General features: G+C 60.4%; 20 protein-coding genes and 3 pseudogenes. 9 read left to right on the top strand and 14 right to left on the bottom strand.

Annotation, left to right across the window (positions count from 1 at the left end):
• Positions 1–265: 265 nt before the first annotated feature.
• The 3 pseudogenes from ATB98_RS06820 to ATB98_RS06815 all read left to right on the top strand — a co-directional run.
• Positions 266–541: pseudogene (locus ATB98_RS06820) on the top strand (VOC family protein); the annotation flags it as partial.
• Positions 539–652: pseudogene (locus ATB98_RS29920) on the top strand (IS30 family transposase); the annotation flags it as partial. The pseudogenes ATB98_RS06820 and ATB98_RS29920, both read left to right, overlap by 3 nt.
• 430 nt (positions 653–1,082) lie before the next feature.
• A pseudogene (locus ATB98_RS06815) lies at positions 1,083–2,278 on the top strand (ISAzo13 family transposase).
• A gap of 155 nt (positions 2,279–2,433) precedes the next feature.
• Here the strand turns inward: ATB98_RS06815 and ATB98_RS06810 are convergent.
• From ATB98_RS06810 to ATB98_RS06795, 4 genes are read right to left on the bottom strand one after another with little or no spacing between them, the layout of a single operon-like run.
• The gene (locus tag ATB98_RS06810) at positions 2,434–3,237 is read right to left on the bottom strand and encodes an ABC transporter ATP-binding protein (RefSeq protein WP_066870950.1); all 804 of its coding nucleotides are present in this window, start codon (positions 3,235–3,237) and stop codon (positions 2,434–2,436) included.
• A gap of 12 nt (positions 3,238–3,249) precedes the next feature.
• A complete protein-coding gene (locus tag ATB98_RS06805; RefSeq protein WP_066870948.1) occupies positions 3,250–3,954 on the bottom strand; it encodes an ABC transporter permease in 705 nt (234 codons plus the stop codon).
• Positions 3,954–4,679: an ABC transporter permease gene (locus ATB98_RS06800; RefSeq protein WP_066870945.1), complete on the bottom strand. Its 726-nt coding sequence runs from the start codon at positions 4,677–4,679 to the stop codon at positions 3,954–3,956. Before ATB98_RS06800 ends, ATB98_RS06805 begins: the two co-directional genes overlap by 1 nt.
• 30 nt (positions 4,680–4,709) lie before the next feature.
• Positions 4,710–5,408 (bottom strand): GntR family transcriptional regulator, encoded by a 699-nt coding sequence (locus ATB98_RS06795; protein ID WP_066870942.1) that lies wholly within the window; start codon positions 5,406–5,408, stop codon positions 4,710–4,712.
• 186 nt (positions 5,409–5,594) lie between these two features.
• Between ATB98_RS06795 and speB the strand changes: the two genes are divergently transcribed.
• From speB to ATB98_RS06765, 6 genes are all read left to right on the top strand, one after another.
• On the top strand, positions 5,595–6,662 hold the full coding sequence (speB, locus tag ATB98_RS06790) for an agmatinase (RefSeq protein WP_066870939.1): 1,068 nt from the start codon (positions 5,595–5,597) through the stop codon (positions 6,660–6,662).
• Between the two features lie 52 nt (positions 6,663–6,714).
• Positions 6,715–7,554 (top strand): transporter substrate-binding domain-containing protein, encoded by an 840-nt coding sequence (locus ATB98_RS06785; protein WP_066870936.1) that lies wholly within the window; start codon positions 6,715–6,717, stop codon positions 7,552–7,554.
• A 123-nt stretch (positions 7,555–7,677) separates the two neighbouring features.
• The gene (locus ATB98_RS06780) at positions 7,678–9,063 is read left to right on the top strand and encodes an aspartate aminotransferase family protein (protein WP_066870933.1); all 1,386 of its coding nucleotides are present in this window, start codon (positions 7,678–7,680) and stop codon (positions 9,061–9,063) included.
• Between the two features lie 10 nt (positions 9,064–9,073).
• A complete protein-coding gene (gene ggt / locus ATB98_RS06775; RefSeq protein ID WP_066870931.1) occupies positions 9,074–10,666 on the top strand; it encodes a gamma-glutamyltransferase in 1,593 nt (530 codons plus the stop codon).
• Between the two features lie 22 nt (positions 10,667–10,688).
• Positions 10,689–12,122 carry an NAD-dependent succinate-semialdehyde dehydrogenase gene (locus ATB98_RS06770; RefSeq protein ID WP_066870928.1) on the top strand — a complete coding sequence of 478 codons (1,434 nt, stop codon included), beginning with the start codon at positions 10,689–10,691 and terminating at the stop codon, positions 12,120–12,122.
• A gap of 14 nt (positions 12,123–12,136) precedes the next feature.
• Positions 12,137–13,102 carry a bile acid:sodium symporter family protein gene (locus tag ATB98_RS06765; protein ID WP_066870924.1) on the top strand — a complete coding sequence of 322 codons (966 nt, stop codon included), beginning with the start codon at positions 12,137–12,139 and terminating at the stop codon, positions 13,100–13,102.
• A gap of 478 nt (positions 13,103–13,580) precedes the next feature.
• Here ATB98_RS06765 and gcvA read toward each other — a convergent pair whose 3' ends face one another.
• From gcvA to ATB98_RS06715, 10 genes are all read right to left on the bottom strand, one after another.
• The gene (gene gcvA, locus ATB98_RS06760) at positions 13,581–14,486 is read right to left on the bottom strand and encodes a transcriptional regulator GcvA (RefSeq protein WP_066870921.1); all 906 of its coding nucleotides are present in this window, start codon (positions 14,484–14,486) and stop codon (positions 13,581–13,583) included.
• Positions 14,487–14,610: 124 nt separating this feature from the next.
• Positions 14,611–15,813, bottom strand: coding sequence for a 3-oxoadipyl-CoA thiolase (gene pcaF / locus ATB98_RS06755; protein ID WP_066870918.1), 1,203 nt, complete (start codon positions 15,811–15,813; stop codon positions 14,611–14,613).
• A gap of 80 nt (positions 15,814–15,893) precedes the next feature.
• Positions 15,894–17,978, bottom strand: a complete 2,085-nt coding sequence (locus ATB98_RS06750) for an acetate--CoA ligase family protein (protein WP_327197810.1) — start codon at positions 17,976–17,978, stop codon at positions 15,894–15,896.
• On the bottom strand, positions 17,975–18,775 hold the full coding sequence (locus ATB98_RS06745; RefSeq protein ID WP_066870912.1) for an enoyl-CoA hydratase/isomerase family protein: 801 nt from the start codon (positions 18,773–18,775) through the stop codon (positions 17,975–17,977). The genes ATB98_RS06750 and ATB98_RS06745 overlap by 4 nt, the downstream gene beginning before the upstream one ends.
• Positions 18,776–18,907: 132 nt before the next feature.
• Positions 18,908–20,272 (bottom strand): MmgE/PrpD family protein, encoded by a 1,365-nt coding sequence (locus ATB98_RS06740; protein WP_066870909.1) that lies wholly within the window; start codon positions 20,270–20,272, stop codon positions 18,908–18,910.
• A gap of 95 nt (positions 20,273–20,367) precedes the next feature.
• Positions 20,368–21,561 (bottom strand): CaiB/BaiF CoA transferase family protein, encoded by a 1,194-nt coding sequence (locus tag ATB98_RS06735; RefSeq protein WP_084435339.1) that lies wholly within the window; start codon positions 21,559–21,561, stop codon positions 20,368–20,370.
• 79 nt (positions 21,562–21,640) lie between these two features.
• On the bottom strand, positions 21,641–22,636 hold the full coding sequence (locus tag ATB98_RS06730) for a Bug family tripartite tricarboxylate transporter substrate binding protein (RefSeq protein WP_066870905.1): 996 nt from the start codon (positions 22,634–22,636) through the stop codon (positions 21,641–21,643).
• A gap of 171 nt (positions 22,637–22,807) precedes the next feature.
• On the bottom strand, positions 22,808–24,313 hold the full coding sequence (locus ATB98_RS06725) for a tripartite tricarboxylate transporter permease (RefSeq protein WP_066870903.1): 1,506 nt from the start codon (positions 24,311–24,313) through the stop codon (positions 22,808–22,810).
• Between the two features lie 10 nt (positions 24,314–24,323).
• Positions 24,324–24,824 (bottom strand): tripartite tricarboxylate transporter TctB family protein, encoded by a 501-nt coding sequence (locus ATB98_RS06720; protein ID WP_066870901.1) that lies wholly within the window; start codon positions 24,822–24,824, stop codon positions 24,324–24,326.
• A gap of 220 nt (positions 24,825–25,044) precedes the next feature.
• Positions 25,045–26,148 (bottom strand): AbrB family transcriptional regulator, encoded by a 1,104-nt coding sequence (locus ATB98_RS06715; RefSeq protein ID WP_084435335.1) that lies wholly within the window; start codon positions 26,146–26,148, stop codon positions 25,045–25,047.
• Positions 26,149–26,175: the final 27 nt, after the last annotated feature.

The following is a 26,175-nucleotide window of genomic DNA, read 5'->3' as shown; positions in this document are numbered from 1 at the left end:
TGAGCCGGTTTCGGTTCTGAAGCGCGTAGAGGCCGGGCGTGACAGCGTCGTGAATCAGCGATGACAGCTCGATGAAAACTTTGTTGCGCTTGATCTCGTCGACATGCATCAGCGTCGCGTCGATCAGGCGACGTGTTTGTGGCCGGACACGGCCCTGTCGTTGCCCGCTTGCCTAGAGGGTCGTGGACGGGAGCATCAATGATGTTTTCTTTTCTGCCAGCGCTGTCGCGCAGAATCCACCGCGCTACTTCACGGATTCAATTCAATGCGTTTTATCAACCCTATACCGTTCGTCCGCGACATCGATCGCTCAAGGGAATTTTACCAAAACAGGCTTGGTCTGAAGGTGTTGGAGGATTTCGGGAGCTTCGTCCTTTTTGAATCCGGCTTTGCCATCCACGATGGAGTGGCGCTTGAACAGACTGTCTGGCGGCAAGCCTCTCTTTCGAAAGAGCCCTATGGGCGGCGAAATCTGTTGTTGTATTTTGAGCATGACAATGTGGATGCGGCGTTCGAGAACATCGCTCCACACGTCGAGCTGAAGGACATCTGCGATCGGCTCAACTCGACACCGCGGAAGTGCCTCGGCTACCGAACGCCGGCGGAAGTCTTTCGTAAGAAACTACTCGCGCAAATGCGACGTGTCGGCTAGCGTCACACGCGCAAGTCGCAGTTCGGCATGAACTCACAGAACGTGAACATCTTCGCAACAAGCCGTGCACAGGGCTCGAGAAGAACGGCTCCCTTCGACCCTAAGCGGCCATTCGCCCGCGAAGTCCGGCAGGACAGGAATGGGTGCGAAAAGGAGACACACATGATTCAGCAATAATTGCTTTGGCGTCGCGTCTGTGCCGACGCCACATTGCGGTGACGGCCGGGGGCTGATCTGGCCTTCGAGGGGGTCCTTTGTCGACGCCTCGGATCAGAATCTCGACTCGGACACCCATAGACCCGGTAGTGGGGTCGATCCTCGCCGTCTCGCCCGTGCTTAGGACGCTCCGAACAATAAATGAATCGCGTGCGTCAGAGTGACTCAGCTTTGGGGGATTCCTCAAGGGGTCAAACGGGCGTAGGTCTATTGGATGATCGACGCGGACGCCATCCGGTATCGCTGGGAAATGGTTGGGAGCAAGCTGGACGAGCGCGGGCGTCGCTTGTTTGCGGCCGCCGAGGTACGCACACCGGCCGTAGTGGGCGTTGGTCTCGCGGATCACCGGTCTGGCGCGTTCTACGATCAATCGTGGCGAGGACGACCTGGATGCCGCGCCGTTGCCGCGCGGGCAGGTTCGCCGCGCCGGTGGCGGGCGCAAGGCCGTGAGCGAAAGCGATGCCGGGCTGGTTGGCGCGCTGCAGCGGCTCGTTGATCCGGTGACGCTGGGCGACCCGGAGCGGCCGCTGCTGTGGGTGTCGAAGAGCATGGACAAGCTCTCCGACGCTCTGGGCGATGGGTCATCCGATCAGCGCCGACACGGTCGCCAAGGAACTTGTGAAGCTCGGTTTCTCGCGCCAGCACAACCGCAAGGCCGAGGAGGGTTCGCGGCATCCGAATCGCAATGCGCCGTTTGAGCACATCAACGCCAAGGTGCTTGCCGCGCAGGCCGCGGGGCAGCCGGTCATCTCCGTCGACACCAAGAAGAAGGAACTGGTCGGCAACTTCAAGAACGCCGGCTCCGATTACCGGCCCAAGGGTGATCCTTGTCGTGTGAGCGTGCACGACTTTGAGGACAAAAAACTGGGCAAGGTTGTGCCCTACGGCGTCTATGACGTGGCGGCCGACACCGGCTTCGTCAGCCTGGGCATCACCAGCGACACGGCCGAATTTGCGGTGCAGGCAATCCGCTGCTGGCGCGAACGCATGGGACGGGAACGCTATCCACAGGCCAGCGAGCTGACGATCACAGCCGATTGCGGCGGCTCCCACGGCGCACGTGTGAGGCTGTGGAAGGTCGAGTTGCAGGGGCTCGCCGACGAGACCGGGTTGACCTTGCATGCCCACCACTATCCGCCGGGCACCTCCAAATGGAATAGAATAGAGCACCGCCTGTTCTGTCACATCACGCAGAACTGGCGCGGCCGGCCGCTGACGGATCGGGTCGCGGTGGTCGAACTGATCGGCGCGACAACCACAAAGTCCGGCCTCAAGGTCGAGTGCGTGCTCGACCCCCGCACCTATCAAAAGGGCATCAAGATCACCAACGCCGAGATGGCCACCCTCGACATCACCGGTGATCCCTTCCATCCCGAATGGAACTACACAATCAAGCCACGACGCCCGTAGCACTTGTTCTGCGGAGCGTCCTTAGTGCGCAAGGTCCTACTCCAAAAAGGACAGCCACGATATCTCGCTGCGCCTCGCCACGCATAGTCGCCGATACTTCGCGGAGCGTAAGCAAGGTGGCGACAGCTCATAAGGGCACATTGTGAGCTCCGAGACTACCGCTCATTCGACAGAAACTGCCTAAAGCGCTCCGACTTTGGATTTCTAAAAACCTCGGCAGGATGCCCCTCTTCCTCGACAACACCCTTGTGCAGAAACACAACCCTACTGGACACGTCGCGAGCGAACGCCATCTCGTGGGTGACCACGAGCATAGTTCGGCCCTCTTCGGCGAGTGAACGCATTACCTTCAGCACTTCGCCGACAAGCTCCGGATCGAGTGCGGATGTCGGCTCATCGAAGAGCATGACCTTGGGGCGTTGTGCTAGCGCACGCGCGATTGCGGCCCGTTGCTGCTGCCCCCCAGACAGGTGTCCCGGGTAGAAATTGCGTTTGTCGCCGATACCGACCCGCTCGAGCAAAGCCTCCGCCTCTTCAATGCATTCGGCGCGATTGCGCTTTTGCACGTGTACGGGTGCTTCGATCACGTTCTCAAGGATCGTCATATGCGACCACAGATTGAAACTCTGGAATACCATTCCAATGTGTTCGCGAAGGCGGTCAACCTGCCGCCGATCGGCCGGCTCGGTTTTGTATCGTCCCTTTTTCAGCCGAAACATTTCACCGGCGATACAAACTTCACCGCTGTCGGGCACTTCGAGCATATTGATGCACCTCAACATCGTCGACTTTCCGGATCCGGAGGAGCCGAGGATCGAGATCACCTCTCCTTCCTGGGCTTCGAGAGAGACTCCCTTCAAAACTTCAAGCGGACCAAAGCGTTTGCGGAGGTCCTTCACCGAGACGGCGGCCGTGCTATTCTTATTGTCAGCCGTGAGAAACGTTCCCCTGTCAGACATGCATACTCCCGTTTATGCCAAGTTTGGTGGCCTCATGCGGAGATGGGGCGAGAGCCAGAATTCAACGATCATCATCAAACGCGTGACGAGGAAGGTGATCGCAAGATAGATCGCACCGGCGACGATGAAGACCTCAAAGGCTCGGAAGCTGTCGGCAATCAGCTTCCCCGCAAGACCGGTGACTTCCATGATGGTGATGACCGACGCCAGCGCGGTTGCCTTGAGCATCAAGATGATTTCGTTGCCATAGGCTGGAAGTGCATGCCGGATGGCGATTGGCAAAACAATGCGCCGGAACAGCAGCAGGCCCGACATGCCGCACGCACGCGCTGCCTCAACCTGTTGAAGTGAAACTGCCTTTAAGCCTCCGCGGAAGATCTCGCTCGTATAGGCCGCCGTGTTCAGCGTCAGTGCGATCACTGCACACCAATAGGGCTCGCGAAAGATCGCCCAAAGGCCAAGGTCCTGCAGCAACGGTCGGAATTGCCCGAGACCATAATAAATGAGGAACATCTGCACGAGCAGCGGCGACCCTCGAAAGACGAAGACGTAGCCTCGGGTGAAACCACGGCCGATCGGCCCTCCGACCACCGCAAGAAGCGAGAGAAAAAACGCAAGGATGCCGCCGGCAAAAATGGACGTCACTGCGAGCTCCAGTGTGAGCGGCAAGCCCGTCAGGAGGATGAGAAAAGTCTCCCACATGAATGCAATGTCCATCACAGGGAACTCCGGGTGCCGCGCATGGTCCTCGCTTCCAAATGGCGTAAGGCGATCGACGATGCCCAGGTGATGACGAGATAAAGGAGGATGGCAGTTAAGTAGAACTCGAACGGGCGCCGCGTCGAACCGGCCGCGATCTGAGATTGCCGCAGAAGTTCGACGAGGCCGGTGATGGAAATCAGCGACGACTCCTTCAGCACGAGCTGCCAGGTATTGCCCAATCCGGGAATAGCGTAGCGCAGCACCAGGGGTGCGACGATGCGGCGAAACTTCGGCCAGGGCCGCATTCCGACCGCACTCGCCGCCTCGAGCTCGCCGCCGGCGACCGACTTGAAGGCACCGCGAAACACTTCGGATTGATATGCAGCGGAAACCACGCCGAGCGCCAATGTGCCCGTGAGGAAGGCCGGCATGCCAATGAAGCCTTCATAGCCAAAGAGGCCGCCGAGGGACCCCAGAAATGCACTGCCGCCAAAATAGAACAGGTAGATGACAAGCAGATCGGGCACACCACGCAGGACGGTCGTGTAACCATCCGCCAGCCAGCGGAGCACGATGTACCGCGACAGCTTCATGAACGTGACGACCGATCCCAGGATCGTACCTGTCAGGAAGCCGCAGACTGAGACCGCGAGGGTCATGGCCGATGCACTGAGGAGCAATGCGCCCCAACCGGCCTCGCCGAAGCCGACGAGCGCCAAATACCTGTCGATGAGTTCCATGCGTGTCCTGGTCCCTCTGCGCCGGGCAGATTAATCCATAGCCCGTCGGTGCGCCCAAATGCGCTGCAGTTTCGACATGTTCTTCAGTGAGCTCTGAACATGCGCCCGCGCAGCCGCTTCGGCCGCCTCGGGGTCGCGCGCGCAGATGGCATCGGCAATGGCGCGGTGCTCATCCAGATCGGTGTGTTCGAGATCCACCCATAGAACCTCGAGCCAGAGTGCCAGCCGCAGCTGTTGATAGACCTGCTCGGTCAAGCGAGTGAGCGCATCGTTCCGCGCCGCCTCCAGAATGACCCGGTGGATGTAGAGACCGAGGTCAAGGTTTCGCGCCGCATCGGAAGGCGTGTCGTTCGCGCTGTCCTTGAGTTCGACCATCTGCGCGATAACGCCGCGGAGCCTGTCGAGGTCTTCTTCCGTCGCCGTGACGCAGGCGAGCCGGGCCGCACAGACATCAAGCGCCTCCCTGACGACCAGAAGGTTGCAGAACGCGGTGATATCCAAGTCCGAAACCGTGTAGCCGAGGTTTCTCTGGCCGACGACCAAGCCTTCCTCTTCAAGCTTCATCAATGCTTCGCGGAGGGGCGTGCGGCTTACTCCAAGCCTCTTTGCAAGAGCGTTTTCGGAGAGTCGCTCGGAAGGCCGCAGCTGCCCGGTGAGGATCAAATCCTTCAGTCGCGCATATGTCGTTTCACGCAGCGTGGCGCGCGGCTCGTTTTTGGTGAGTGTCAAACCAGTCCCCTTTTATCGTCCACGACCCAAAGCCAGACTACTGCGAAGAACAGATATCGTTTTTCCTCTTGCCAGATCAACCGGCATACCGATATGTATACAACATTGCCCACAGCATTCAATTGGATTTTAGCGAAAAGCGGAATCGGCGAGAGCCAGGGGGATGGGGCGGATGGAGGACCTTGCATGCCTGAGATCTTAAGCCTTGAGGAACTCCGCGCCCGGTATGGGAACGCCTCCGGGGCTGACATCTTCGATCCAGAGTTTCGCAAGGTCGCGGACCAGGTCTTCGGCGAAGGCGATAGCCGCCAGGCCCCCTATTGCGGCGTCCCGACATTGCTGAAAGCCCCTTTTCGGCAAGATGCTTCGCCCCACTTTGCAGATATCGATGTAGCGCTTCTCGGCATCCCGTTGGATCTGGGCGTGACGAACCGCCCCGGTGCGCGCTTCGGTCCTCGCGCCGTTCGCAACGTCGAGAGAGTAGGGCCGTATGATCACGTGTTGCGGGCGGTCCCCGCTGCGCACGTCCGTGTCGCGGACGTGGGGGACGTGCCCTTTCGGAGCCGATTCGACCTCGTTAGTTCGCACGAGGACATAGAGGGGTATGTTCGCGGCCTGGTCGACGCAGGCGTTGTGCCACTCTCGGTTGGCGGTGATCACTCCATAGGACTGCCGCTGCTTCGCGCCGTCGGTCGCGATCGTCCGGTGGGCATGATCCACATCGATGCCCATTGCGATACGAGCGGCTCGTTTGAGGGCTGCAAGTTTCATCATGGCGGTCCGTTCCGGCAAGCCGTGCTTGACGGCGTGCTGGATCCCCGCCGAACGATACAGATCGGTATTCGCGGCAATTCCGAATATTTTTGGGAGTTTTCCTACGCGTCTGGAATGACCGTCATTCACGCCGAGGAGGTTGAGGAACTCGGCATCAAACAGGTGATCGAAAAGGCCCGCGCGGTAGCGGGTGACGGACCGACCTACGTCAGCTTTGACGTGGACGCCCTGGACCCGGCATTCGCGGCAGGCACGGGAACACCGGAAGTGGGCGGGCTCACCTCCGCACAGGCGCTCGGCATCCTTCGCGGCCTTTCCGGTCTCGACATCGTCGGTGGCGACGTCGTCGAGGTCGCGCCGCAGTACGATCCGACCACGAATACGGCGCAGATCGCCGCACAGGTTTTGTTCGAAATCCTCTGCCTGGCCGCAGAGGCGATAACGATCCGCGCGTCCGGGCAGATCGAGAGACCACGCTAATCAAAAGCAAGGGCGCTCGATTGTGAGCGCCAAACCAAGAAGGGGAATGAAAATGAGGACAATCGAACTTGCACTCGCCGGCACGATTCTGGCCGCCGTTGCGGGCAGCGCCCACGCCCAGAACAGGCCAACCGAAATCACCATTGCCACCGAAGGCGCCTATGAGCCGTGGAATTTCACAGGACCCGACGGGAAGCTTGCTGGTTTTGAGGTCGATCTCGCCAATGATCTCTGCGCCCGCATGAAGATCAAATGCAACATTGTCGCGCAGGACTGGGACGGGCTCATCCCGTCTCTGATCGCCAAGAAGTTCGATGTCATCATGGCATCGATGATCGTCACGGAGAAGCGCCTTGCCGTCATCTCCTTTAGCGAACCCTACGCTCCAACCGCCGCAGCCTTCATGGTTGAAATGTCGGGCCCGCTCGCAAATCTCCCTGGTACCGGAACGACCGTCGATCTTGCGGGCGACAAAGCGAAGGTCGAGCAGGAGTTGCAGCCTCTTCGCGACGCTCTGAACGGCAAGGCGGTCGGCGCGCAGGTCTCCACGGCAAACGTCGCGTTCCTTGACACCTATTTCAAGGACGTCGTCGAACCGCGCGAATACAAGACCGTCGAGCAACACGACCTCGATCTGCAGGCGGGTCGCATCGATGCCGTCATAGCGCAGACGACATCGCTCACCGCGACGCTCTCGAAGGAGGACTTCAAGGACTACACCATTGCCGGGCCGACCTTCACCGGGGGGGTATTCGGCCAAGGTATCGCTGCCGGCCTTCGCAAGGACGACACCGAACTCAAGGCCATGCTCGATGAGGCGATCCGCGCGGCGAAGTCTGATGGGACGATCAACACGCTTGCAAAAAAGTGGATGAAGGTCGACCTCGAATAATCGGCCGGTAGCCCACCATCTGGTCCGCAAGACAGACAGCCGTCGGACGCTCGACAGGTTCGGCGGCTGCATCGAACTGTTGCGAGTTTTTCAACACGCCTAGATCACCACCGGAGAGCTATCGTGACCATTCTTCTCAATTCCCTGGAAGCGCGCGACGCGGCGTTTATCCTTCATCCCTATACGAATGCGTCCCAGCATTTGCAGGACGGTCCGCTTGTGATTTCCAGGGGAGAAGGGATCCACGTCATCGACAGCGACGGTAACAAGTATATCGAGGGACTCGGTGGCCTGTTTTGCGCGTCGCTGGGCTTCAGCGAACAACGACTCGTCGACGCCGCCATGCGGCAAATGCAGGAATTGCCCTTCTATCACAGCTTTGGTGGAAAATCGCACGAGACGGCAATCGAACTTGCCGAACGGCTGATCCGCCTTGCTCCGGTCCCGATGTCGAAAGTGTTCTTTGCCAATTCGGGCTCGGAAGCCAACGACACGGCGCTGAAACTCGTCTGGTACTACCACAACGCGATCGGCAAACCGGAAAAGAAGAAAGTCATCTCCCGTTGGCGTGCTTATCATGGTGTGACGATCGCCTCCGCAAGTCTCACCGGATTGCCAAACAATCATCGCGATTTCGACCTGCCGATCGACGGGGTGCTTCATACCGATTGTCCCGAATATTATCGCTATGGTCTTTCTGGCGAGACCGAGGAGGAATTCGCGACCCGTTGCGCCGTATCGCTCGAAAATCTGATACTTGCCGAGGGGCCTGACACGATCGGCGCCTTCTTCGCCGAGCCACTGATGGCATCAGGCGGCTGCATCGTCCCGCCGCCAACCTATTACGACAAGATCCAGGCTGTACTCAGGAAGTACGATATCTTGCTGATTGCCGACGAGGTGATCTGCGGCTTCGGCCGGCTTGGCACGATGTTCGGATCCGAGAGCTTCGGCATGCAGCCCGACATGATTTCCATGGCCAAGCAACTGTCGGCGGCTTACCAGCCGATTTCCGCGCTGATGATTAACGAGAAAGTCCACGCGGCCATCGTCGCCGAAAGTGAAAAGATCGGTATCTTCGGGCACGGCTTCACCTATAGCGGGCACCCGGTCGCCACTGCAGTGGCCCTTGAGACCCTGAAAATCTACGAGGAAAGAGACATCGTAGGGCACGTCCGGAATGTCGCGCCGCTCTTTCAACGAAGACTTCACGCGCTCGGAGAACATCCACTCGTCGGAAGCGCGCGCGGACGCGGCTTGATCGGTACGCTTGAGCTTGTCCGCAACAAGGAAACCAAGGAGCCCTTCAAGCCGACGGACGGCGTCGCGATGCACGCCGGCAAACGCGCGCAGGCGCACGGCGTCGTCACGCGCGCCATCGGCGACAACTATTCTCTTTGCCCACCCCTGATCATCACGGAAGCGCAAATCAACGACATGTTCGACCGCTCGGAGAAGGCGCTCGATGACACCTATGCGTGGGCGCGCGCCAGCAACCTTTATTCATAAGGACGATTCCATGCGGAACTTCGAACATCCCGGGCGCTCGATTGCAGTTGGCCGCAGCGGCATGGCAGCGACCTCTCACCCCATGGCAACCCTGACCGCCATCGAGATCCTCAAAAGCGGCGGCAAGGCCATCGATGCGGCGGTGGCGGCCTGTGCGGTCCAGTGCGTGGTGGAAGCCGGCTCCACAGGCATTGGCGGCGATTGCTTCGCCTTGCTGGCTCCCAACGGAGGCGACCAGGTGATCGCCTATAACGGCTCGGGTCGCACGCCCGCCGCCGCTGAATTCAAGTGGTTCAAGGACCAAGGAATCTCAGAGATCGCGCGGTCTTCGCCTCACGCGGTGACTATTCCAGGCGCCGTCGATGCCTGGACGCGGCTGGTCGCAGATCATGGGCGCATGTCCATGGCCGACATCGTGGCACCGGCGATCGCCCTTGCGCGGGACGGCTACGCCATCACACCGCGCGTTGCCGCCGACATTTCGCATCAGCGCGCGATGCTCGCCCTCAATTCGCCGACGCGCCGCATATTCCTCGACAACGATGAAGCTCCCGCAGTTGGGTCTGTTCAGCGTCAGCCGGAGCTTGCGGAAACTTTGTCGGCCATCGGCAAGCACGGCCGGGACGCATTTTATCGGGGTGATGTCGCAGAAGACATGGTCTCTTACCTCCAGGCGCTCGGCGGCCTGCACACCACGGAGGATTTCGCCTCCGCCGCTGGAGAATACGTTGCTCCCATCAGTGCAACCTATCGTGGATGGACGGTTCATGAATGCCCTCCCAATGGGCAAGGCATCATTGCTCTTATGATCCTCAAGATTCTCGAACGTTTCACCCCGTCGGGTCATCCCCTAAATGCCGACAACCTGCACATCGAAGTCGAGGCGACCCGACTTGCCTATGCTGCGCGCGAACGCTGGCTGGCGGACGCGGCAATATCAAACGTGCCGATCGATTTTCTTTTGTCGGACGAGCTCGCCGACGAGCTTGCCTCGAAGATCAACCTGGACCAGGCTTGCGACGCCAGCGGTTTCATCGATGGTGTCGAGCATTCGGACACGGTCTACATCTCGGTGGTCGACAAAGATCGCAATGCCGTCAGCTTCATTAATTCCATTTTCCACCCCTACGGCAGCGGCCTCATGGCCCCGAAATCGGGCGTGTTGTTCCACAACCGCGGCCAGAGTTTCGTGCTGACGGAGGGGCATCCGAACGCGATTGGCCCGCGCAAGCGGCCGATGCACACGATCATTCCAGGAATGGTCACGCGAAACGGTAAAGCGGCCCTCTCATTCGGCGTGATGGGCGGCCACTATCAAGCCATGGGACATGCGCACTTTCTGTCGAAGCTGTTCGACTATGGCATGGATATGCAATCGGCGATCGAGCTTCCTCGTCTGTTCCCCCTCCCCGGCACCAGGACGATCGAAGCCGAGGAAGCAATTCGAAGTGCGCTCGGCGAAAACCTCGAGGGCCGGGGCTTTAAGGTGATCCCACCGAAATGGGCCATCGGCGGAGCGCAGGCGGTCTGGATTGATCATCAACACGGAACCCTGCTCGGCGCGTCCGATCACCGCAAGGATGGTTGCGCCCTGGGGTACTGACGTCAGAACATCGGAGAAGGTAATGTCCGACTATCCGGAAACGCAACTCTATATCGGCGGCACCTGGCGGGACGGATCGAAAGAGCGCCTTCCAATCCTCAATCCTGCCTCCGACGAGATCATTGGAACCGTGGCAAATGCCGGGCGGGATGATCTTGACGAAGCTCTTGCAACGGCCGCAACCAGTTTCACGGCCTGGTCTCGGTTCAGCGCATTCGAGCGCGCTAAAATGCTGCACAAGGCTGCCCAGCTACTGCGCGAACGGGTTGAGAAGATCGCGACGATCATGTCTCTCGAACAGGGAAAGCCGCTCGCGGAGTCGACAGCGGAGACCCTGGCGGCGTCCGACATGATCGGCTGGTTTGCCGAGGAGGCGCAGCGAGCATACGGTCGTGTTGTCCCTTCCCGTTTCCTCAATGTTCGGCAGCTCGTCGTCAAGGAGCCCGTCGGTCCGGTCGCCGCCTTCAGCCCTTGGAACTTTCCATTGAACCAGGCCGTGCGCAAGGTAGCGGCCGGTCTTGCGGCCGGTTGTTCAGTCATTCTGAAGGGACCGGAGGAGACGCCGGCGAGTTGTGCCGAACTTGTTCGCGCATTCGCTGACGCCGATTTGCCAGCCGGGGCGCTCAATCTGGTATTCGGCATTCCGGCCGACATCTCCAACCACCTCATTCCGCATCCGATCATCCGCAAAGTCTCCTTCACGGGCTCGACGGCTGTTGGCAAACAGCTTGCGGCTCTCGCCGGCGCTCATATGAAGCGGGTGACGATGGAACTTGGCGGTCACGCACCGGCGATTGTGTTCGACGACGCCGACGTCGATCTCGCAGTCCGGATCCTGGCCGGAGCAAAATTCCGCAATGCGGGCCAAGTCTGCGTTGCTCCGACCCGCTTCCTCATACAGGAGAAAATCTACGCCAGGTTTCTCGACTGCTTCGTCAAGGCTGCAGAGGCCGTCAAGGTGGGCAATGGACTGGATTCGGGCACGACCATGGGCCCACTTGCAAACGGCAGACGGGTCGAAGCCATGGAGTCGCTGACCGCCGATGCCGTTTCGCGAGGAGGGAAGATTGCGACCGGCGGCGAGCGGATCGGCAACCGCGGAAATTTCTACAAACCCACGGTTCTCACAGATGTGCCGCTGAGCGCCCGGATATTGAACGAGGAGCCTTTCGGCCCCATCGCCGTGGTGAGCCCTTTTTCGACCTATGAAGCCGCCATTACGGAAGCGAACCGCCTCCCCTACGGCTTGGCAGCGTATGCTTATACGACATCCGCGAAAACGAGTGCTGCCCTGAGCCGCGATATACAGAGCGGAATGATCTCGATCAATCACCATGGGCTGGCGCTGCCGGAGCTTCCCTTTGGCGGCATAAAGGACTCGGGCTACGGGTCCGAAGGCGGAGCCGAGGCGATGGACAACTTTTTCAACACTAAGCTGGTTACAGAAGCGATTTGACTTTAGGGAGCACCATGCGCCGGTTATTGCCCGACACTTTCACGATCCTGCTCGTCTGTAGCGTCGTCCTTGCTTCGCTGTTTCCGGCAAGCGGCAGTTTTGCGGATTATTTCGGCGTCGCCACAAGTCTCGCCATTGCCCTTCTCTTCTTTCTGCATGGCGCGCGTATGTCCACCGACGTTGTCATTGCCGGCATCCTGCATTGGCGCCTGCACCTCGTCATTCTGCTGACGACATTCGCCGTTTTCCCACTGCTCGGCATGGCGTTGGGCCTCGTTCCGGATTCGATCCTGCCACAGCCGCTTTATCTCGGTCTCCTCTTCCTGTGCGTCCTGCCGTCCACCGTGCAGTCATCCATTGCATTTACATCGATAGCCGGCGGGAATGTTCCGGCTGCCATCTGCTCGGCTTCCGCCTCTAATATACTTGGCATGTTCCTGACGCCTCTTCTCGTCGGCTTGCTCTTTTCCGCCGGTGGCCATGGCAGGCTCTCCTGGGATGTCATGGAGAAGATCCTGCTGCAGTTGCTCGCTCCGTTTGTCGTCGGGCAGATGTTACAGCCGTGGATTGGAAACTGGGTCCGCTCAAAGAAGAAGGTTCTCACTCCTGTCGATAGAGGTTCCATCCTGATGGTTGTCTACCTCGCCTTCAGCAAGGCGGTCGTCGAGGGACTGTGGCAAACGTTCTCGCTGGGAGATATTGCCGTCGTTGTCGGGCTTGACATGCTACTGCTCGGCTTTGTGCTGACCTTCACCATGCGCGGCAGCCGCCTTTTGGGCTTCAACACGCCCGACCAGATCACCATCACGTTTTGTGGATCGAAGAAGAGCCTTGCCAGTGGCGTACCGATGGCAGGCGTCATCTTCGCCGGGCAGTCGATCGGAGCGATAGTTCTGCCGTTGATGCTTTTCCACCAGATTCAGTTGATGGTCTGCGCGGTCATCGCACAGAATTATTCTACTGCCGCCGAAACCGCATGACGGACAAAGCCTAAAGCGATGAGAGGACCTCCGCCTACACCGTACGCTTTGATGTGATGCGGCCAGGAAAGAGTTGCTGGTACCAGCGGAGCGCTGAAGCGCAAATTCGCGTTCTTGAGTGCACGGCGTGCGAGAAAGACGCCGATCTTGCAGGACCCCTCCGTATCGACGTGCCGGAACTCTTGGGCAACAGGTTCTGCTGCCTGGCATCGCTGACTTCCAGGACAACCATCCGAATATCCGGGTCGAGATGCACTCCAGTGTCCGCCGCGGCCGTCATCTGCGACCGAGGCATTTCGGCTGGCTTAACACACTGGTATCATCGTCGAGGACGCGAGCATTCGCGCGACGAGCCACGGCAGCGCTACGGCCCAAACCTAAGTTGAGCTGGGCCGTCTACGCGTTGCTGCTTGCCTAACCGGGCGGTCGCGTGTTCCACTCATTCCCAGCAGATAGAACAGGCCTGCTGACACTAATTTCACGGATCAGAAATCAATACCTCGTCTTTATCGATTTGCTCGCGCATCCAAGAGAGAAACTTCTGAAGAGGCAATGACGGAGTAACGTTCTTCGGCCACGTGAGATAATAACCTTCGCCGCTGTAACACGTCATATCAAACGGAGCGACGAAGCTGCCGGCCTGAAGGTGTCTCTTCACAAAGACCTTGGTTGCAATCGCGACACCGATATCCAGAGAAGCGGCCTCATAAGCGAGTGCCGAACTTTCGAAACGGATGCCAGGGCTGGGATCGACCGTCGATCCGACGCGTTTCAGCCATGCAGCCCAATCGGTGGGTCGTGCCATAGAATGCAGCAGCCGCACACGACTCAAGTCATCAGGGGACGTAAGCTTGTGGGCCTCCTGGAAGGCGGGTGAACAAATCGGAATCAGTTCAACATCAACCAGCTTTTCGCTGTGGAGATCGGGCCAATTTCCTTTTCCGGCGCGAATGGCAGCATCCAGGTTCTGAGTCTCGAAATCGACCGGGGCGGTAGACGAACTCAGACGCACCTCGATTCGTGGGAATGCTTCATGAAACTGCGTCAGCCGTGGAATAAGCCAGCGCTGGGAAAAGGTCGTGTAAGACTGGATGGCGAGAATATCCCGCCTACCTCGCCGGGACACACGCCTTGCCGCATTCCCGATTTCGACGAAGGCTCGAGTGACGCCTTCATAGAGTTGCCGTCCCTCGTCGGTCAGCTCGATGCCGCGATGCAGCCGCTTGAACAGCACAACGCCGAGATATTCCTCCAGCACTTTCACCTGGCGACTGACCGCCACCTGAGACACGTTCAGCTCTTCCGCGGCCTGCGTCAGACTGGACAGGCGGGCAGCAGCTTCGAAGGTCCTTAGCGGGTTTAGAGGGGGTATCATATTGCTCATTCGTTAGTCATACGTCATGTCCGATCGTACCCAAACATATTTCGGCGCTTCAGGCGAGGCGTCCCGCTAGACCTTGGTTTACCGGTCTGTCCGCGCGTCTGAACCGGGTTTGCGAGCCCGGTGCTCACACCCGTTCCAGGGCAATGGCAATCCCCTGCCCCACGCCGATGCACATGGTGGCAACGCCATAGCGGCCATTGATCCTCGCAAGTTCCAGTGCCGCTGTCCCGGTAATACGCGCGCCGGACATGCCGAGCGGGTGGCCGAGAGCGATCGCACCACCGTTGGGATTGACGCGGGGATCGTCATCGGCAATGCCGAGGTCGCGCAGACAGGCTAGGCCCTGACTTGCGAATGCCTCGTTCAGCTCGATGACATCGAACGCCTCCGGCTCCAATTCTAGCCGCGCCATCAACTTCCGACAGGCCGGTGCCGGCCCGAAGCCCATGATCCGTGGAGGAACGCCAGCCGTTGCCCCGCCAAGGATTCGCGCGATGGGCATCAGGCGGTGACGCTTTGCGGCAGTCTCATTGGCAAGGATCAGGGCGGCCGCTCCATCGTTCACACCGCTCGCGTTGCCTGCCGTGACCGACCCACCTTGACGGAAGGGCGCCTTGAGACCTGCCAGTCCTTCCAGTGTCGTCTCGCGCGGATGTTCATCACGGTCGAACAGAACCGCGTCGCCCTTGCGCTGGGGGATTTTCACCGGGAAGATCTCTTCGGCCAGCCTCCCGCGTGCCTGGGCGGCAGCGGCCTTCTGCTGCGAGCGGAAGGCGAACGCATCCTGGTCCGCTCGCGATATCCCGAACTCCTCCGCGACATTCTCGGCAGTTTCAGGCATCGAATCGACCCCGTATTGAGCCTTCATGACCGGATTGATGAAACGCCACCCGATCGTCGTGTCCTGTATTGAGGACTCCCGGCTGAAGGCCATTTCCGCCTTCGGCACCACGAAAGGGGCGCGGCTCATGCTTTCCACGCCGCCAGTGACTATCAGCTCGGCCTCGCCAGATCGGATGGCACGAAACCCAGTGATGATCGCATCCATTCCGGAACCGCAGAGCCTGTTGATCGTTGTTCCGGGGACCTCCACCGGCAATCCCGCAAGGAGCGACGACATGCGGGCCACGTTACGGTTGTCCTCGCCCGCCTGATTTGCGCAGCCAAAGATCACCTCGTCAACCGCTGCCCAATCCAAGGACGGCTGACGAATCATCAATGCTTTCAGCACAATGGCGCCGAGATCATCCGGCCTCACCGACGCAAGCGCCCCGCCGAAGCGGCCGATCGGGGTGCGGATGTAGTCGCAGATGTAGACATCAGGCATAGGTGCAATCTCCGACGGGGAGGGAACTGGTGGGGCCTGCCGCAGGGCCGGCGAGCTGCCTTCGCGACAAGGTCCCAAAATCAGCGAAGCACGACGAGCGCATCGCCAGCGCGCACGCCGGAGCCCTTGGGCAGCACGAAGACCGGATTGATTTCCGCCTCTTGCAGGCGATCGTCCAGCGCCACCGCCATGTCTGCGAAAACCAGAACGGCGTCGATCAAAGCCTCCGTATCGGCAACTGGTCGGCCGCGGAAGCCCTCCAGAAGGGCCGAGCACTTCAGTTCGCGGACCATATCGCGAACCTGTCGGCGCGTCACCGGCAAGAGCCGCATTGCGACGTCCTGGTACAACTCAGTGGTGACACCCCCCGCGCCCAACAGAACACACGGCCCGAGCTGAGGGTCGCGGTTGTAGCCGAGGATGAACTCAATGCCGCCCCTGACCAGTTCCTGGATCAGGAACCCATCGACCTTCGCGCCGGGCGCAGCCACCTGGATGCGCGACAGCATCTGCTCGCATGCCGTTTCGACGTCCGCTGTGGCGACGCCGACTTCAACACCTCCAACCTCCGATTTGTGCAGGATTTCCTTCGAGAGGATCTTGATCACCACGGGTCCTTCGAATGCGGTCGCCTTGGCCGCTGCGTCTGCCGGCGTCGCCGCCTCGATCTCGCGTGTGATTGGGAATCCGAAGCGCTCGTAGAGGCGCTTGGCGTCGGCCTCGTTCAACGAACCTTGCGGCAGATCCGCACCGTCCACGGCAGGAGCCGGCCGCCGCTCAGACGGGTCGGCTTCGCCTCGCGGCCGCAACGCGCATAGGGCCGCGGCGCAGCTTTCGGGAGCCGCATAGGCCGGGATGCGGTTGGCATTCAGGTGTTGCACGATACCCGGCGCTTCGGGACTGACATAAGCTACTATGGGCTTGTTACTGATGTCCATCGACTCGAGGAGCGGCCGGGCGACGACATCCGGCTGCCCGATCGAGGACGACCCCACGACAACCACAATGGCGTCGTAGGTGGGGCTTTCCGACAAGATCTTCAGGATGGATCGGAAAAGATCCGGACGCAGGCCGGCCAGGGTGACGTCGATCGGATTGCGATCGAGAACCGCCTCCGTGAGATCGAGCGCCAGCAGCTTTTCTGCAGTGTCGGGATCGGGGCTCGGCATTTCGAGGCCGGCAAGCCCGATATTGTCGGCCACGATCGTCGCTGCGCCGCCTGTCGATGTCACGATTGCAACGCGGTTGCCGGAAAGAAGACGCCCCTGGGATAGGGCGGCAGGGATGTCAAGGAGGTCTGCGAATGTCTGCGCCCGGATGATACCGAGTTGCTTGAACAAGGCGTCATACACCTTGTCCGCGCCGGCCAGTGCGCCGGTGTGGGAGACGGCGGACTGCGCGCCGGACTCGGAACGGCCGACCTTGTAGGCGACGATGGGCTTGCCAGCCGCGATAACCCGCGCGGCGGCATTGCGGAATTTCGCCACATTACGAATGGTTTCGAGATAAAGCGCAACAACCCTGGTTGCCGGATCGTCTGCCATGGCATCGAGAAGGTCGGCAACTTCGATGTCGGATTCATTTCCCGTTGCAATCAGCTTGGAAAAACCGACGCCGCGTCCGACCCCGCGCGAAAGCAGAGATCCTAAAATCCCGCCGCTCTGCGACAAAAGGGCAATTCCGCCGGCACGGAAGTCCTTCATCTCCATGGCGCCGCTTGCTGTCAGCATGATGCGGTCCGTCAGGTTGACCAGTCCGATCGTATTGGGGCCTAGAATCCTCATAGAACCCGCGGCCTCGCGCAGCTCGGCCTGGAGACGACGCCCTTCCTCGCCGGCCTCGCCGAAGCCGCTAGCGAGTACGATCGCCGCTTTGGTGCCTGCAGCAGCAAGCTGGCGAACGGACTCGATCACCCGATTGGCACCGACGAGCACGAGCCCGAGATCCGGTGCCTCGGGAAGTGCCTGGGCATCCGCATAGCATGTCAGGTCGCCGATGGTTTCATAGCGCGGGTTGATGGGGTAGATCCGACCCTTGTAGCCGTGCTGTTGCAGATAAGCGATCGGCCGTCCCGTAAGCTTCGCAGCATCAGAAGAGGCGCCAACGACGGCTACGCTGGAAGGGTTCAGAAGCGCATCAATGAAAGTCATTTTGGCCTGCCTCACGCGCTGGTCTTGTTGAGGAATGCTTCGACGGACGCACGATGTTCGGCCGTGGTGTAGCAGATTGCCTGCGCCTCGCGGCCGAGAGCGAAAATCGCCTCATCGCTGCTCTCGAAGGTCTTGTCGAGAATGGCCTTTGTCAGGGCAATGGCGGCCGGCGAGCCGGCGCTCACCTGCTCCGCCCAGAGCTGAGCGTCATCAATCAGGGTATCCACCGGCGAAATTCTGTCGATCATGCCGATCCGCAGCGCCTCCTCAGGCTCGACCACCCTCCCCGTCAGAATGAGCTCCTTGGCACGGGCGAGGCCCACGCGACGCGGCAGGAAATACATCCCGCCGCCATCCGATACGAGGCCACGCTTGATGAAGCTCATCGACATTTTCGCGCCCTCTGCTGCGATAATGAAATCGCAGGCGAGTGCCATATCGAGACCGAGCCCGAAAGCTGCGCCATTAACCGCGGCAATGACCGGCTTAGAGAGGCCATGGATGACGGCCACTCCCTTGTGCGTGCTGCGCTGGCGCGTCCAGCCGTTGAAGGCGACTTCTCCCGCAGGCACCTCCAGACGCGCGCGCATACCCGATACATCACCACCGGAGCAGAAGCCCTTGCCGGCGCCCGTCAGAACGACCGCACGAACGGACCGGTCCGCGCCAACCTTCTCGAAGGCGTCGATCAGCTCAGACCGCATCTGATCGTTGATGGCATTGCGGACATCAGGTCGGTTCAATGTTACCGTCGCAATGCCGTTCTTGTGGGAAACCGCTATGAACTCATGTTCACGAACATTGACGGTCATTCCTTTTGTTCCTTCCTCTTCGAGCGCCGATCTAGTGGCACTGGCGCGATCTTTCACTTGGCTAAAGCATCCATGTCTTCGGACTGTCGTCTGGACAACTGATCATCTGGCCTCGTTAGCCCAACCATCGGTTTAGGGGAGACTCCCTCCTGCCGGGGCGACCAGCAGTTTTCGCGGCAGCTCGGCGCCGTACAGGATCGCGTCGCCAAGCGAAGCCGCATCGGCGTCCGAGAGAACTCCGGACGCCAGTTCGTGGAACTTCGCGACTATCTCCGCGTCGCTCAGAGGATTCTCGGGATCGCCTCGCCGCGTCTGTTGAAGATGTTCAAGCACACGGCCATCGCGCAAGATCACCCTCAGACGGGCCTGTCGACGGCGTGGATATTCAACGGTAAGGTCTGGATCCTCGGTCACGGAAATTCTCGTCATCAGTTCGCGAATGTCCGCCCGCGCCAGGGTCTCCTCCTCAAAGGCGGCGAGGCGGACCGCTCCGAGGATCAGTCGTGCGGCAAGGCAATATTGCAGGCTGAAACGCGCATCCTGCGCCGACGCGGGATCTGGCCGATTGCACATCGATTCGGTGGCGCAATAACCGTGCACTTCAATCCGCGCGATGTCTTTTTCGCGGAAGGAGTGTCGCTCGCTCATAACTGCAATGGCATCGAGCGCAGGAAAGATATGGCCGCAACATCCGTGCGCCTTGACTGTCATGTGGGTGATCGGTGTCCACTCTCCAAGGCCCGCAAGCGCCGCTTCCCAATTGCCGGTCGTATCGCTTGTCGCAGCCGCAAAACCGTTCTCTGCGTCGAGACTATCCGACGAGCCGGCAATTCCCGCCGCGGCTGCCATCGCAGCCAGCAAGCCTGCATCTGCCGCATGCCCCGGATGCAGGGCCTTTGCGAGGCCCTTTCCCTGGAGGTTCTGCTGGTGCCCGCCCGCGAAACTTGACGACAGCGCGATGGCATTGCCGAGACTCCTATCATTAGCGCCGAGAAGCATCGCCCCCGCGACCGCCGCGCCGATGGTGCCGACGGTCGATGTGGTGTGCCAGAAGGTGTAGTGGCTGGGCTGAATGGCCAGCGAAATCCGGCAACCCACTTCGTAGCCGGCGACGATCGCGCGGTGCAACTCTTCAAGGCTTGACCCGAGATGCTGCGCGAGAGCGAGAGCGGCCGCAATGGTCGGGCTGCCCGGATGATAGCCGCCATCCTTGAAAATATCGTCGAACTCGACGGTATGGCTAGCAGTGGCGTTGAGAAGAGCCGCACGGCGCGGCGTAGAGGAGCGGCCATCGACGTAGGACCATGCGCCGCCGCTGCCATCCGTCTCCGGCAGCGCCTTGGTCAGCATTATCGCCGGCGCGCGCACGCAGCCGGGCAACGTCGTTGCAAACCAGTCCAGAATCGCGCGGCGCACCGCCCACTCAACGGCGCCGTCAATCGGCCGTCGGCGCCAATCGCAAGCTGCCTGGGCCAAAGCCGAAAGCGGATTGCTCATCGCAAGGTCGCTCCCAGCCTATCCTTCCGACAGGGTGAGGCCCGCTGCGGTGTAAGCATCATCGAAACATGTCGGCGTCTCATGTTCTCCGCCTTTCAGTTGATCGCGCCTTCAGCACGAAGCCTCTCGAGGTCCGCACTGTCGAAACCGATCCCCCGCAGGATCTCCTCTGTTTGCGCACCGAGGGGCTGCGGCGGGAAACTCAGGCCGGGCGCGCTCTTCGACATGGTGAAGCCCGCGACGGGAACCACCAGGCCATCCGTCGACGTACCGGGCGCCGAGTGTTTGTGCAGAAGCGGCCGTGATGCAATTTGCGGATCCGCAAGCGCCTCTTTGAGCTGGCGCACTCGCGCCGCTGGTATCCGCCGTTCCCGGAAGAACTGCTCCCAGTAGTCAGCAGGCATGGTGACGATGATGCTGCTGAGCGTAGCCTCCTCCTCGGCATGGCTGTCCAGCCGCTGGTTGTTGTTCTGCTTTATAAGATCCTCGCGCCCTAGGGCGATCCACAGGCGGCGCTGCTGCTCGAGGTTCGACGCGGCGATCATCAGTTCCGCGTCAGAGGCGCGGTACTGGCCGATCGTGGCGAAGGGAAATCGGTTGCCCTTCGGCTTCGGATGACTGCCATTCCACAGATATCCCGTCACATAGGGGCTACACAGGACGAGCGCCACGTCCAGCATGGAGACGTCGACGAACTGCCCGCTGCCGCCGTTGCGTTCACGCTGCAGGAGGGCCGCCGTGATGGCATAGGCGGCCGTTGTACCTGTTGCATAGTCAACGACGGGAGCGCCGCATTTCAGAGGATCGCCATCGTCGCTGCCGGTCATAGCCATCATGCCCGAGAACGCCTGCAGAACGGAATCATAGCCCGTCTGCTCCCGGCGCGGTCCGGTCGAGCCGAAAGCCGAGATCGAGCAGTAGATCAGGCTGGGATTACGTTCGCGCAGTTCTTCGTAGCCAAGGCCCAAGGCTTCAAATGCACCGGGCCGGTAGTTCTCGACGAAGACGTCCGCCGTTTCGATGAGCCGCTTCAAGGCGTCACGGCCGGATTCCGTCTTCAGGTTTAGTGCAACCGCCTTCTTGTTCGACGCCTGTGCCATGAAGGCAGTCCCCATGCCGGCACTGCTGAGATCGCGATCTGAGCCCTGAAGGCGCGCCTGGTCCGGATCGGACGGATCCTCGACCTTGATCACGTCGGCGCCGAGCACGGCCATCTGATAGCTGGCGAACGGTCCCGCCAGCACGTGGGTGGTGTCTATGACACGGAAACCGGCAAGGGCCCTCGTCATGGTCTTTCCTTATCCATTCTTCCTTCATTTACTCAGGCGGATGCGGTTCCGCCGGAGCATCTCACGCAGAGGCATCCGACTACTGCAGAAGCCCGGCTGCCTCGAGCTGTTTGGTCGCGATCTTGCTGACGTCGCGTACGAAGGCGTCATATTCCTTCGGCCCCATCCAGGAATCGATGACACCAGTGCTGCGGGCGTAGTCCTGGTAGGTCTTCGCCTTCATCGCCTCGTGGATGGCGTCGGCAATCTGCTGCTGGAGTTCAAGCGGCATGTCCTTCGGACCGAAGACGCCGCGCACCTGCACCCAGCTCGTATCGACCTTGTAGCCTTGCTCGCCGAAGGTCGGAACGTCCGGCAGGCCATTGAGCCGCTTTTCACCCAGAACACCGAGACCGATGATCCGCTTGGATTCGAAGAAGGGCGCGGTCGGCCCGAGATTCGAAACGCCCACATCCACGTGCCCACCAAGCAAGGCCGTCATGATGTCGGGAGTCGAGTCGAAACCGACCCAATTGAACTTTACGCCTGCTGCGCTCTCGAGCATGGCCGTGCCAAGATGCTGCATTGAGCCCACAGGCCCGAACCCGCCGATATTGATTGTGCCGGAGCTGGCTTTCGCCTTTGCGACGAGGTCCGACAGTGATTTGATTTCGGAATCCGTGCGAACGAAATAGATGATCGGGTCTTCCTGCGTGGAGGCTATCCAGGAGAAGTCGTCGACCGAGAATGTTCCCTTGAGATTGGTCAACATGCTCGTGAAATGGCTCATCGTGTTGATGCCAATCGTCACGCCATCGGGCTTGGCTTGGCTGACATGAGCCATCTGGGTCGCCCCTCCGGCACCCGGCGCGTTCACCACGACAATCGGCTGACCGATCATAGGCTCCAGGGATTGCGCCAAAGTGCGGATGAAGATGTCCGCCGTTCCGCCCGGTTTGGTGTGCATGACGACGTTTACAGGGCCTGATGGCTTCCAAGCCGTCTCCGCGACGACGGGACTGCCCAGAGAGGCAACGACTGAGAAAGACGCAACCGCCGTGAACGCGCGCGCTGCCTTGAACAGATTGAATGACATGAAACTCCTCCCAAGTTTGAATCAAAGAGACAGGGTCCTCCACGATGTAACCAGTGTGGTATCTCGGACCCGCGGAATGAACTGAGATTTAGTCAGGTCAGATGACCGCAATTCTTGGTCATCATGCTCGGCCAGCGAATGGATGAACCGACTGTCCGAGCATTGTCAGCCTTACACCGAAGGATCGGCGGCCATGGCGGCACGCCGGCGCTTCCGAATGAAGCCAACGGCCGGAAGCGCGAATGCGAGGATGGCTGTCAAAAGCAACGCGACCGTCAGAGGCGAGGTGTAGAAGATCTCGAGAGAGCCATGGGATGTAATCAGCGCCCGCCGAAAATTGGTTTCCATCATCTCGCCAAGCACCAGAGCAAGAATTATCGGGGCCAGCGGAACCTGCACCTTTCTAAGCAGGTAACCGAGGATACCGAAGGCAGTCATCACGTAGACCGGAAACATGGTGCCCTCGGAGGCGTAGGCCCCCACAAGGGAAATTCCCGCGACGATCGCCGCGATAGCGGGACCGGGAATGTTTGCCACATGAGCCCAGGCACGCGCACCGGCAAGCCCGATGAACACCATGACCGGCACGCCGATCCAGAGCGACGCGAAGATAGTGTAGGGAATCTCGGGGTTGCGGCTGAACAGCAGAGGCCCCGGCTGAATGCCCTGGATCATCAGGGCGCCGATCATCACCGCCGTCGTTGGGGAACCGGGAATGCCGAGCGCAAGCAAAGGTGCCATCGCACCGGAGACGGCAGCGTTGTTCGCCGCTTCCGAGGCCGCGACACCCTCGATAGATCCCTTGCCAAATCGCTCCGGAGTCTTGGAAGTTTTCTTGGCCACCGCATAGGCAATAAAGGAGGCAATGGACGCGCCCGCACCGGGAATGATGCCGATGATGTAGCCGAGCACCGAGCTTCTAAAGACGACGCCGTTGAGCGACCATAGGCCCTTCCAGTTCCAGGTGCGCCAGCCGCCAAGCGGCGCGCTCTTGATCTTGGCTGTCACGCCCTCTTCGACGAGGAAGAGGACCTCCGAAAGCGCATAAAGCCCGAGCAGCACCGGCACGAGGGGCAGTCCCTCGAAGAGCTCTACCGACGCGGCAAAACGTGGCGTGCCGGTCTGCGTATCCAGCCCGACCGTCGCGAGCGCGAGACCGATGCCCATCGCGACCGCGCCCTTGACCACCGAGCCCTCTGCAAGGCCGACCACAAGGCTGAGCCCGACAAGCGCCAGAGCGAAGTATTCGCCGGGTCCGAACCGCAATGCGAATTCCGAGAGCGGAACGGCGGTAAACAGCAGGAACAGGGCACTGATGAAGATGCCGATGCCGGAGGTGACGATCGACACCAGGAGGGCTTCGCCCGCCTTTCCCTGCTGGCTCAGCGGATAGCCGTCCCAAGCGGTCGCGACCGCGGCCGACGTGCCGGGCGAGTTGATCAAGATGGCGGTGATAGCGCCCCCATATTCTGCCGCGGCATACAAGGCCACCAGACCAACGATCGAGACGACGGGGTCAAGTCCGTAGGTGAACGGGATGAGCAATGCGACGCCGAGACTGGGGCCGAGACCAGGAATCGCGCCGATGAGATAACCGACGAGCGAGCCGAAGACTAAGCTCAGCCACACCAGCGGATCGCCGAACGCCGAGAAGCCTGAGAGAAGGTTTTCAATCATCGCAGACCCCTCACGGAAAGACCACGTTTAACGCAAGCGCGAACACAACATAGACGAATGCGACCAAGCCGATGGACACGCCCAGCACATGCAGGATCCGGCGCTCGCCGGCCGCGACCATGATCGCAGCGGAGAAGAGGGCGACGCAGAGATAGACACCCAGCGTTTCAAAGGTCACGGCCTGACCTACAAGGAGGAGGGCGACGATCAGAACAAAAAGCGGTCGCCGCCAACGGCTGTCGGCTTGCCCCATCTTGCCCATATGCCGCGCGACCGCGAGACCGATCATCGATATGGTGGCAATACCAGTCCCGATGGCGACGAGAAGTGGGAAGCCGCCTGCTCCGACATCCGTTGAATTGAACGGCTTCGGCAAGTGATACGCCTGGACGACGTACCAGGATAGAATCGCGAGCACGATCACGCCGGTCGCGATTTCGAGTATCGACAAAGGTATGCGGACATAGCCCTGCACGGGCTCCTCGCCCTTGTTGAGAGCCTCATTCTCCATTGGTCTCCTCCTTGCTGCCATCTTTCGGCAGGTGCCGCGCGGCAGCCATTTCCTCCAGCGCCGTTCGATGTGTTGTGAGATGACGGCCCAAAGAGGCACGCCCTGCGGCACGGCCTCGATCTTCGTTATGGGCAATGAGAGCAGTGAATTGAACTGAGTATATATTGGGCAGAATGCTCGTTCGCTTTGGTCAAGCTGGCCACGCACGGGAAGGCGGACGTCACGGCCGATCCGAACCGTTGCGGCCGTCGCGGCAATTTCGGCGACGCTCCAATCCGTGGATCATGCGGATGATCCAGGGAATGTTCGGCATCAGGATGAAGATGCGGGTCAAATGAAAGGCTGTGATCAGCGCGACATCCTGGCCCAGAAACTTCGCTGTCAGCGCCATCTCGGTGACGCCGCCCGGTGCAGTGCCCAGCACCATCAGCTCCCAGCTCAGTCCGGCCATCCGGGAGACGATGACGGCGATCATCGACGTAAGAGCGAGCATGAGAAGCGTCGTGACGATGGAAGCCGTGACGAGTCGCCCGGCCGCAGCGAAGAGTGATCTGCGGAAGGTCGAGCCAAGCCAGACGCCAAGAATGATCTGCGCGCAGGAAAGAACGACTGACGGATAGAAGGACGGGGCAACGCCAAGCGCCGAAATCGCCGAGGAGGCAGCCAAGGGACCAAGGAAGAAGGGATTGGGCACGCGACATGCTCGGGCCAGCAACGCCCCGGCCATTCCTATACCGGCGAGAAGGACGACACCAATTGCCTCGAGCTCGGGCGTTGTCCGCACCATGTCGCGAGTTGGCCATCCATCGATTATGTAGATGGCGACGGGAACCAGGACCACAACGGACGCGATCCGCACGGTCTGCGAGAGTATAACCGGTCCCGGATTGCATTTGTAGCGTTCGGCCATCACGGCTGCCTCCACCGGACTCGTCGGCAAAGAGGAGAGAAAGGCTGCGGTCAGATTCAGATTGGCCACACGCGCGAGCAAGAGCGCGACCACGAGCGCACAACATGCCGTGGCGAGTGCCATCCCGATCAGGAGCGGTGCGAAAGCCAGGAGCATGGCGAATGCGGCGGGTGAGAAATACACGCCCACCTGCGACGCAATGACGATCTGGCCGATCGGCCGTGTCTTGACGGGTATGGTGATGTCGACCACGCCCGTCAGGTAGAGCGATGCCGTGGCAAGCAGCGGTCCGATCATCCATGGCAGCGGCGAACCGATCCATGCCGCAAACGCCCCAGCGCCAGCACCGAAGAGGTACACAGCGACAAGGCGCGCCAGAAGCTGGCGGTCGGCGGTTTCACCCGATGGCGGCACGCGCGTCGTCCCCGCTCGACAAGTCTT

It is taken from the genome of Sinorhizobium saheli, assembly GCF_001651875.1.
Classification (GTDB): domain Bacteria; phylum Pseudomonadota; class Alphaproteobacteria; order Rhizobiales; family Rhizobiaceae; genus Sinorhizobium; species Sinorhizobium saheli.
Note: the sequence above shows the minus strand (reverse complement) of the source record. Positions and strands in the feature narration are given on the sequence as shown.

Bases quoted from the DNA above. Each gene is read 5' to 3' on its own strand.
- ATB98_RS06810 (WP_066870950.1), bottom strand. From the start codon at position 3,237: ATGTCTGACAGGGGAACGTTTCTCACGGCTGACAATAAGAATAGCACG.
- ATB98_RS06805 (WP_066870948.1), bottom strand. From the start codon at position 3,954: ATGGACATTGCATTCATGTGGGAGACTTTTCTCATCCTCCTGACGGGC.
- ATB98_RS06800 (WP_066870945.1), bottom strand. From the start codon at position 4,679: ATGGAACTCATCGACAGGTATTTGGCGCTCGTCGGCTTCGGCGAGGCC.
- speB (WP_066870939.1), top strand. From the start codon at position 5,595: ATGCCTGAGATCTTAAGCCTTGAGGAACTCCGCGCCCGGTATGGGAAC.
- ATB98_RS06785 (WP_066870936.1), top strand. From the start codon at position 6,715: ATGAGGACAATCGAACTTGCACTCGCCGGCACGATTCTGGCCGCCGTT.
- ggt (WP_066870931.1), top strand. From the start codon at position 9,074: ATGCGGAACTTCGAACATCCCGGGCGCTCGATTGCAGTTGGCCGCAGC.
- ATB98_RS06770 (WP_066870928.1), top strand. From the start codon at position 10,689: ATGTCCGACTATCCGGAAACGCAACTCTATATCGGCGGCACCTGGCGG.
- ATB98_RS06765 (WP_066870924.1), top strand. From the start codon at position 12,137: ATGCGCCGGTTATTGCCCGACACTTTCACGATCCTGCTCGTCTGTAGC.
- gcvA (WP_066870921.1), bottom strand. From the start codon at position 14,486: ATGAGCAATATGATACCCCCTCTAAACCCGCTAAGGACCTTCGAAGCT.
- pcaF (WP_066870918.1), bottom strand. From the start codon at position 15,813: ATGCCTGATGTCTACATCTGCGACTACATCCGCACCCCGATCGGCCGC.
- ATB98_RS06745 (WP_066870912.1), bottom strand. From the start codon at position 18,775: ATGACCGTCAATGTTCGTGAACATGAGTTCATAGCGGTTTCCCACAAG.
- ATB98_RS06740 (WP_066870909.1), bottom strand. From the start codon at position 20,272: ATGAGCAATCCGCTTTCGGCTTTGGCCCAGGCAGCTTGCGATTGGCGC.
- ATB98_RS06735 (WP_084435339.1), bottom strand. From the start codon at position 21,561: ATGACGAGGGCCCTTGCCGGTTTCCGTGTCATAGACACCACCCACGTG.
- ATB98_RS06730 (WP_066870905.1), bottom strand. From the start codon at position 22,636: ATGTCATTCAATCTGTTCAAGGCAGCGCGCGCGTTCACGGCGGTTGCG.
- ATB98_RS06725 (WP_066870903.1), bottom strand. From the start codon at position 24,313: ATGATTGAAAACCTTCTCTCAGGCTTCTCGGCGTTCGGCGATCCGCTG.
- ATB98_RS06720 (WP_066870901.1), bottom strand. From the start codon at position 24,824: ATGGAGAATGAGGCTCTCAACAAGGGCGAGGAGCCCGTGCAGGGCTAT.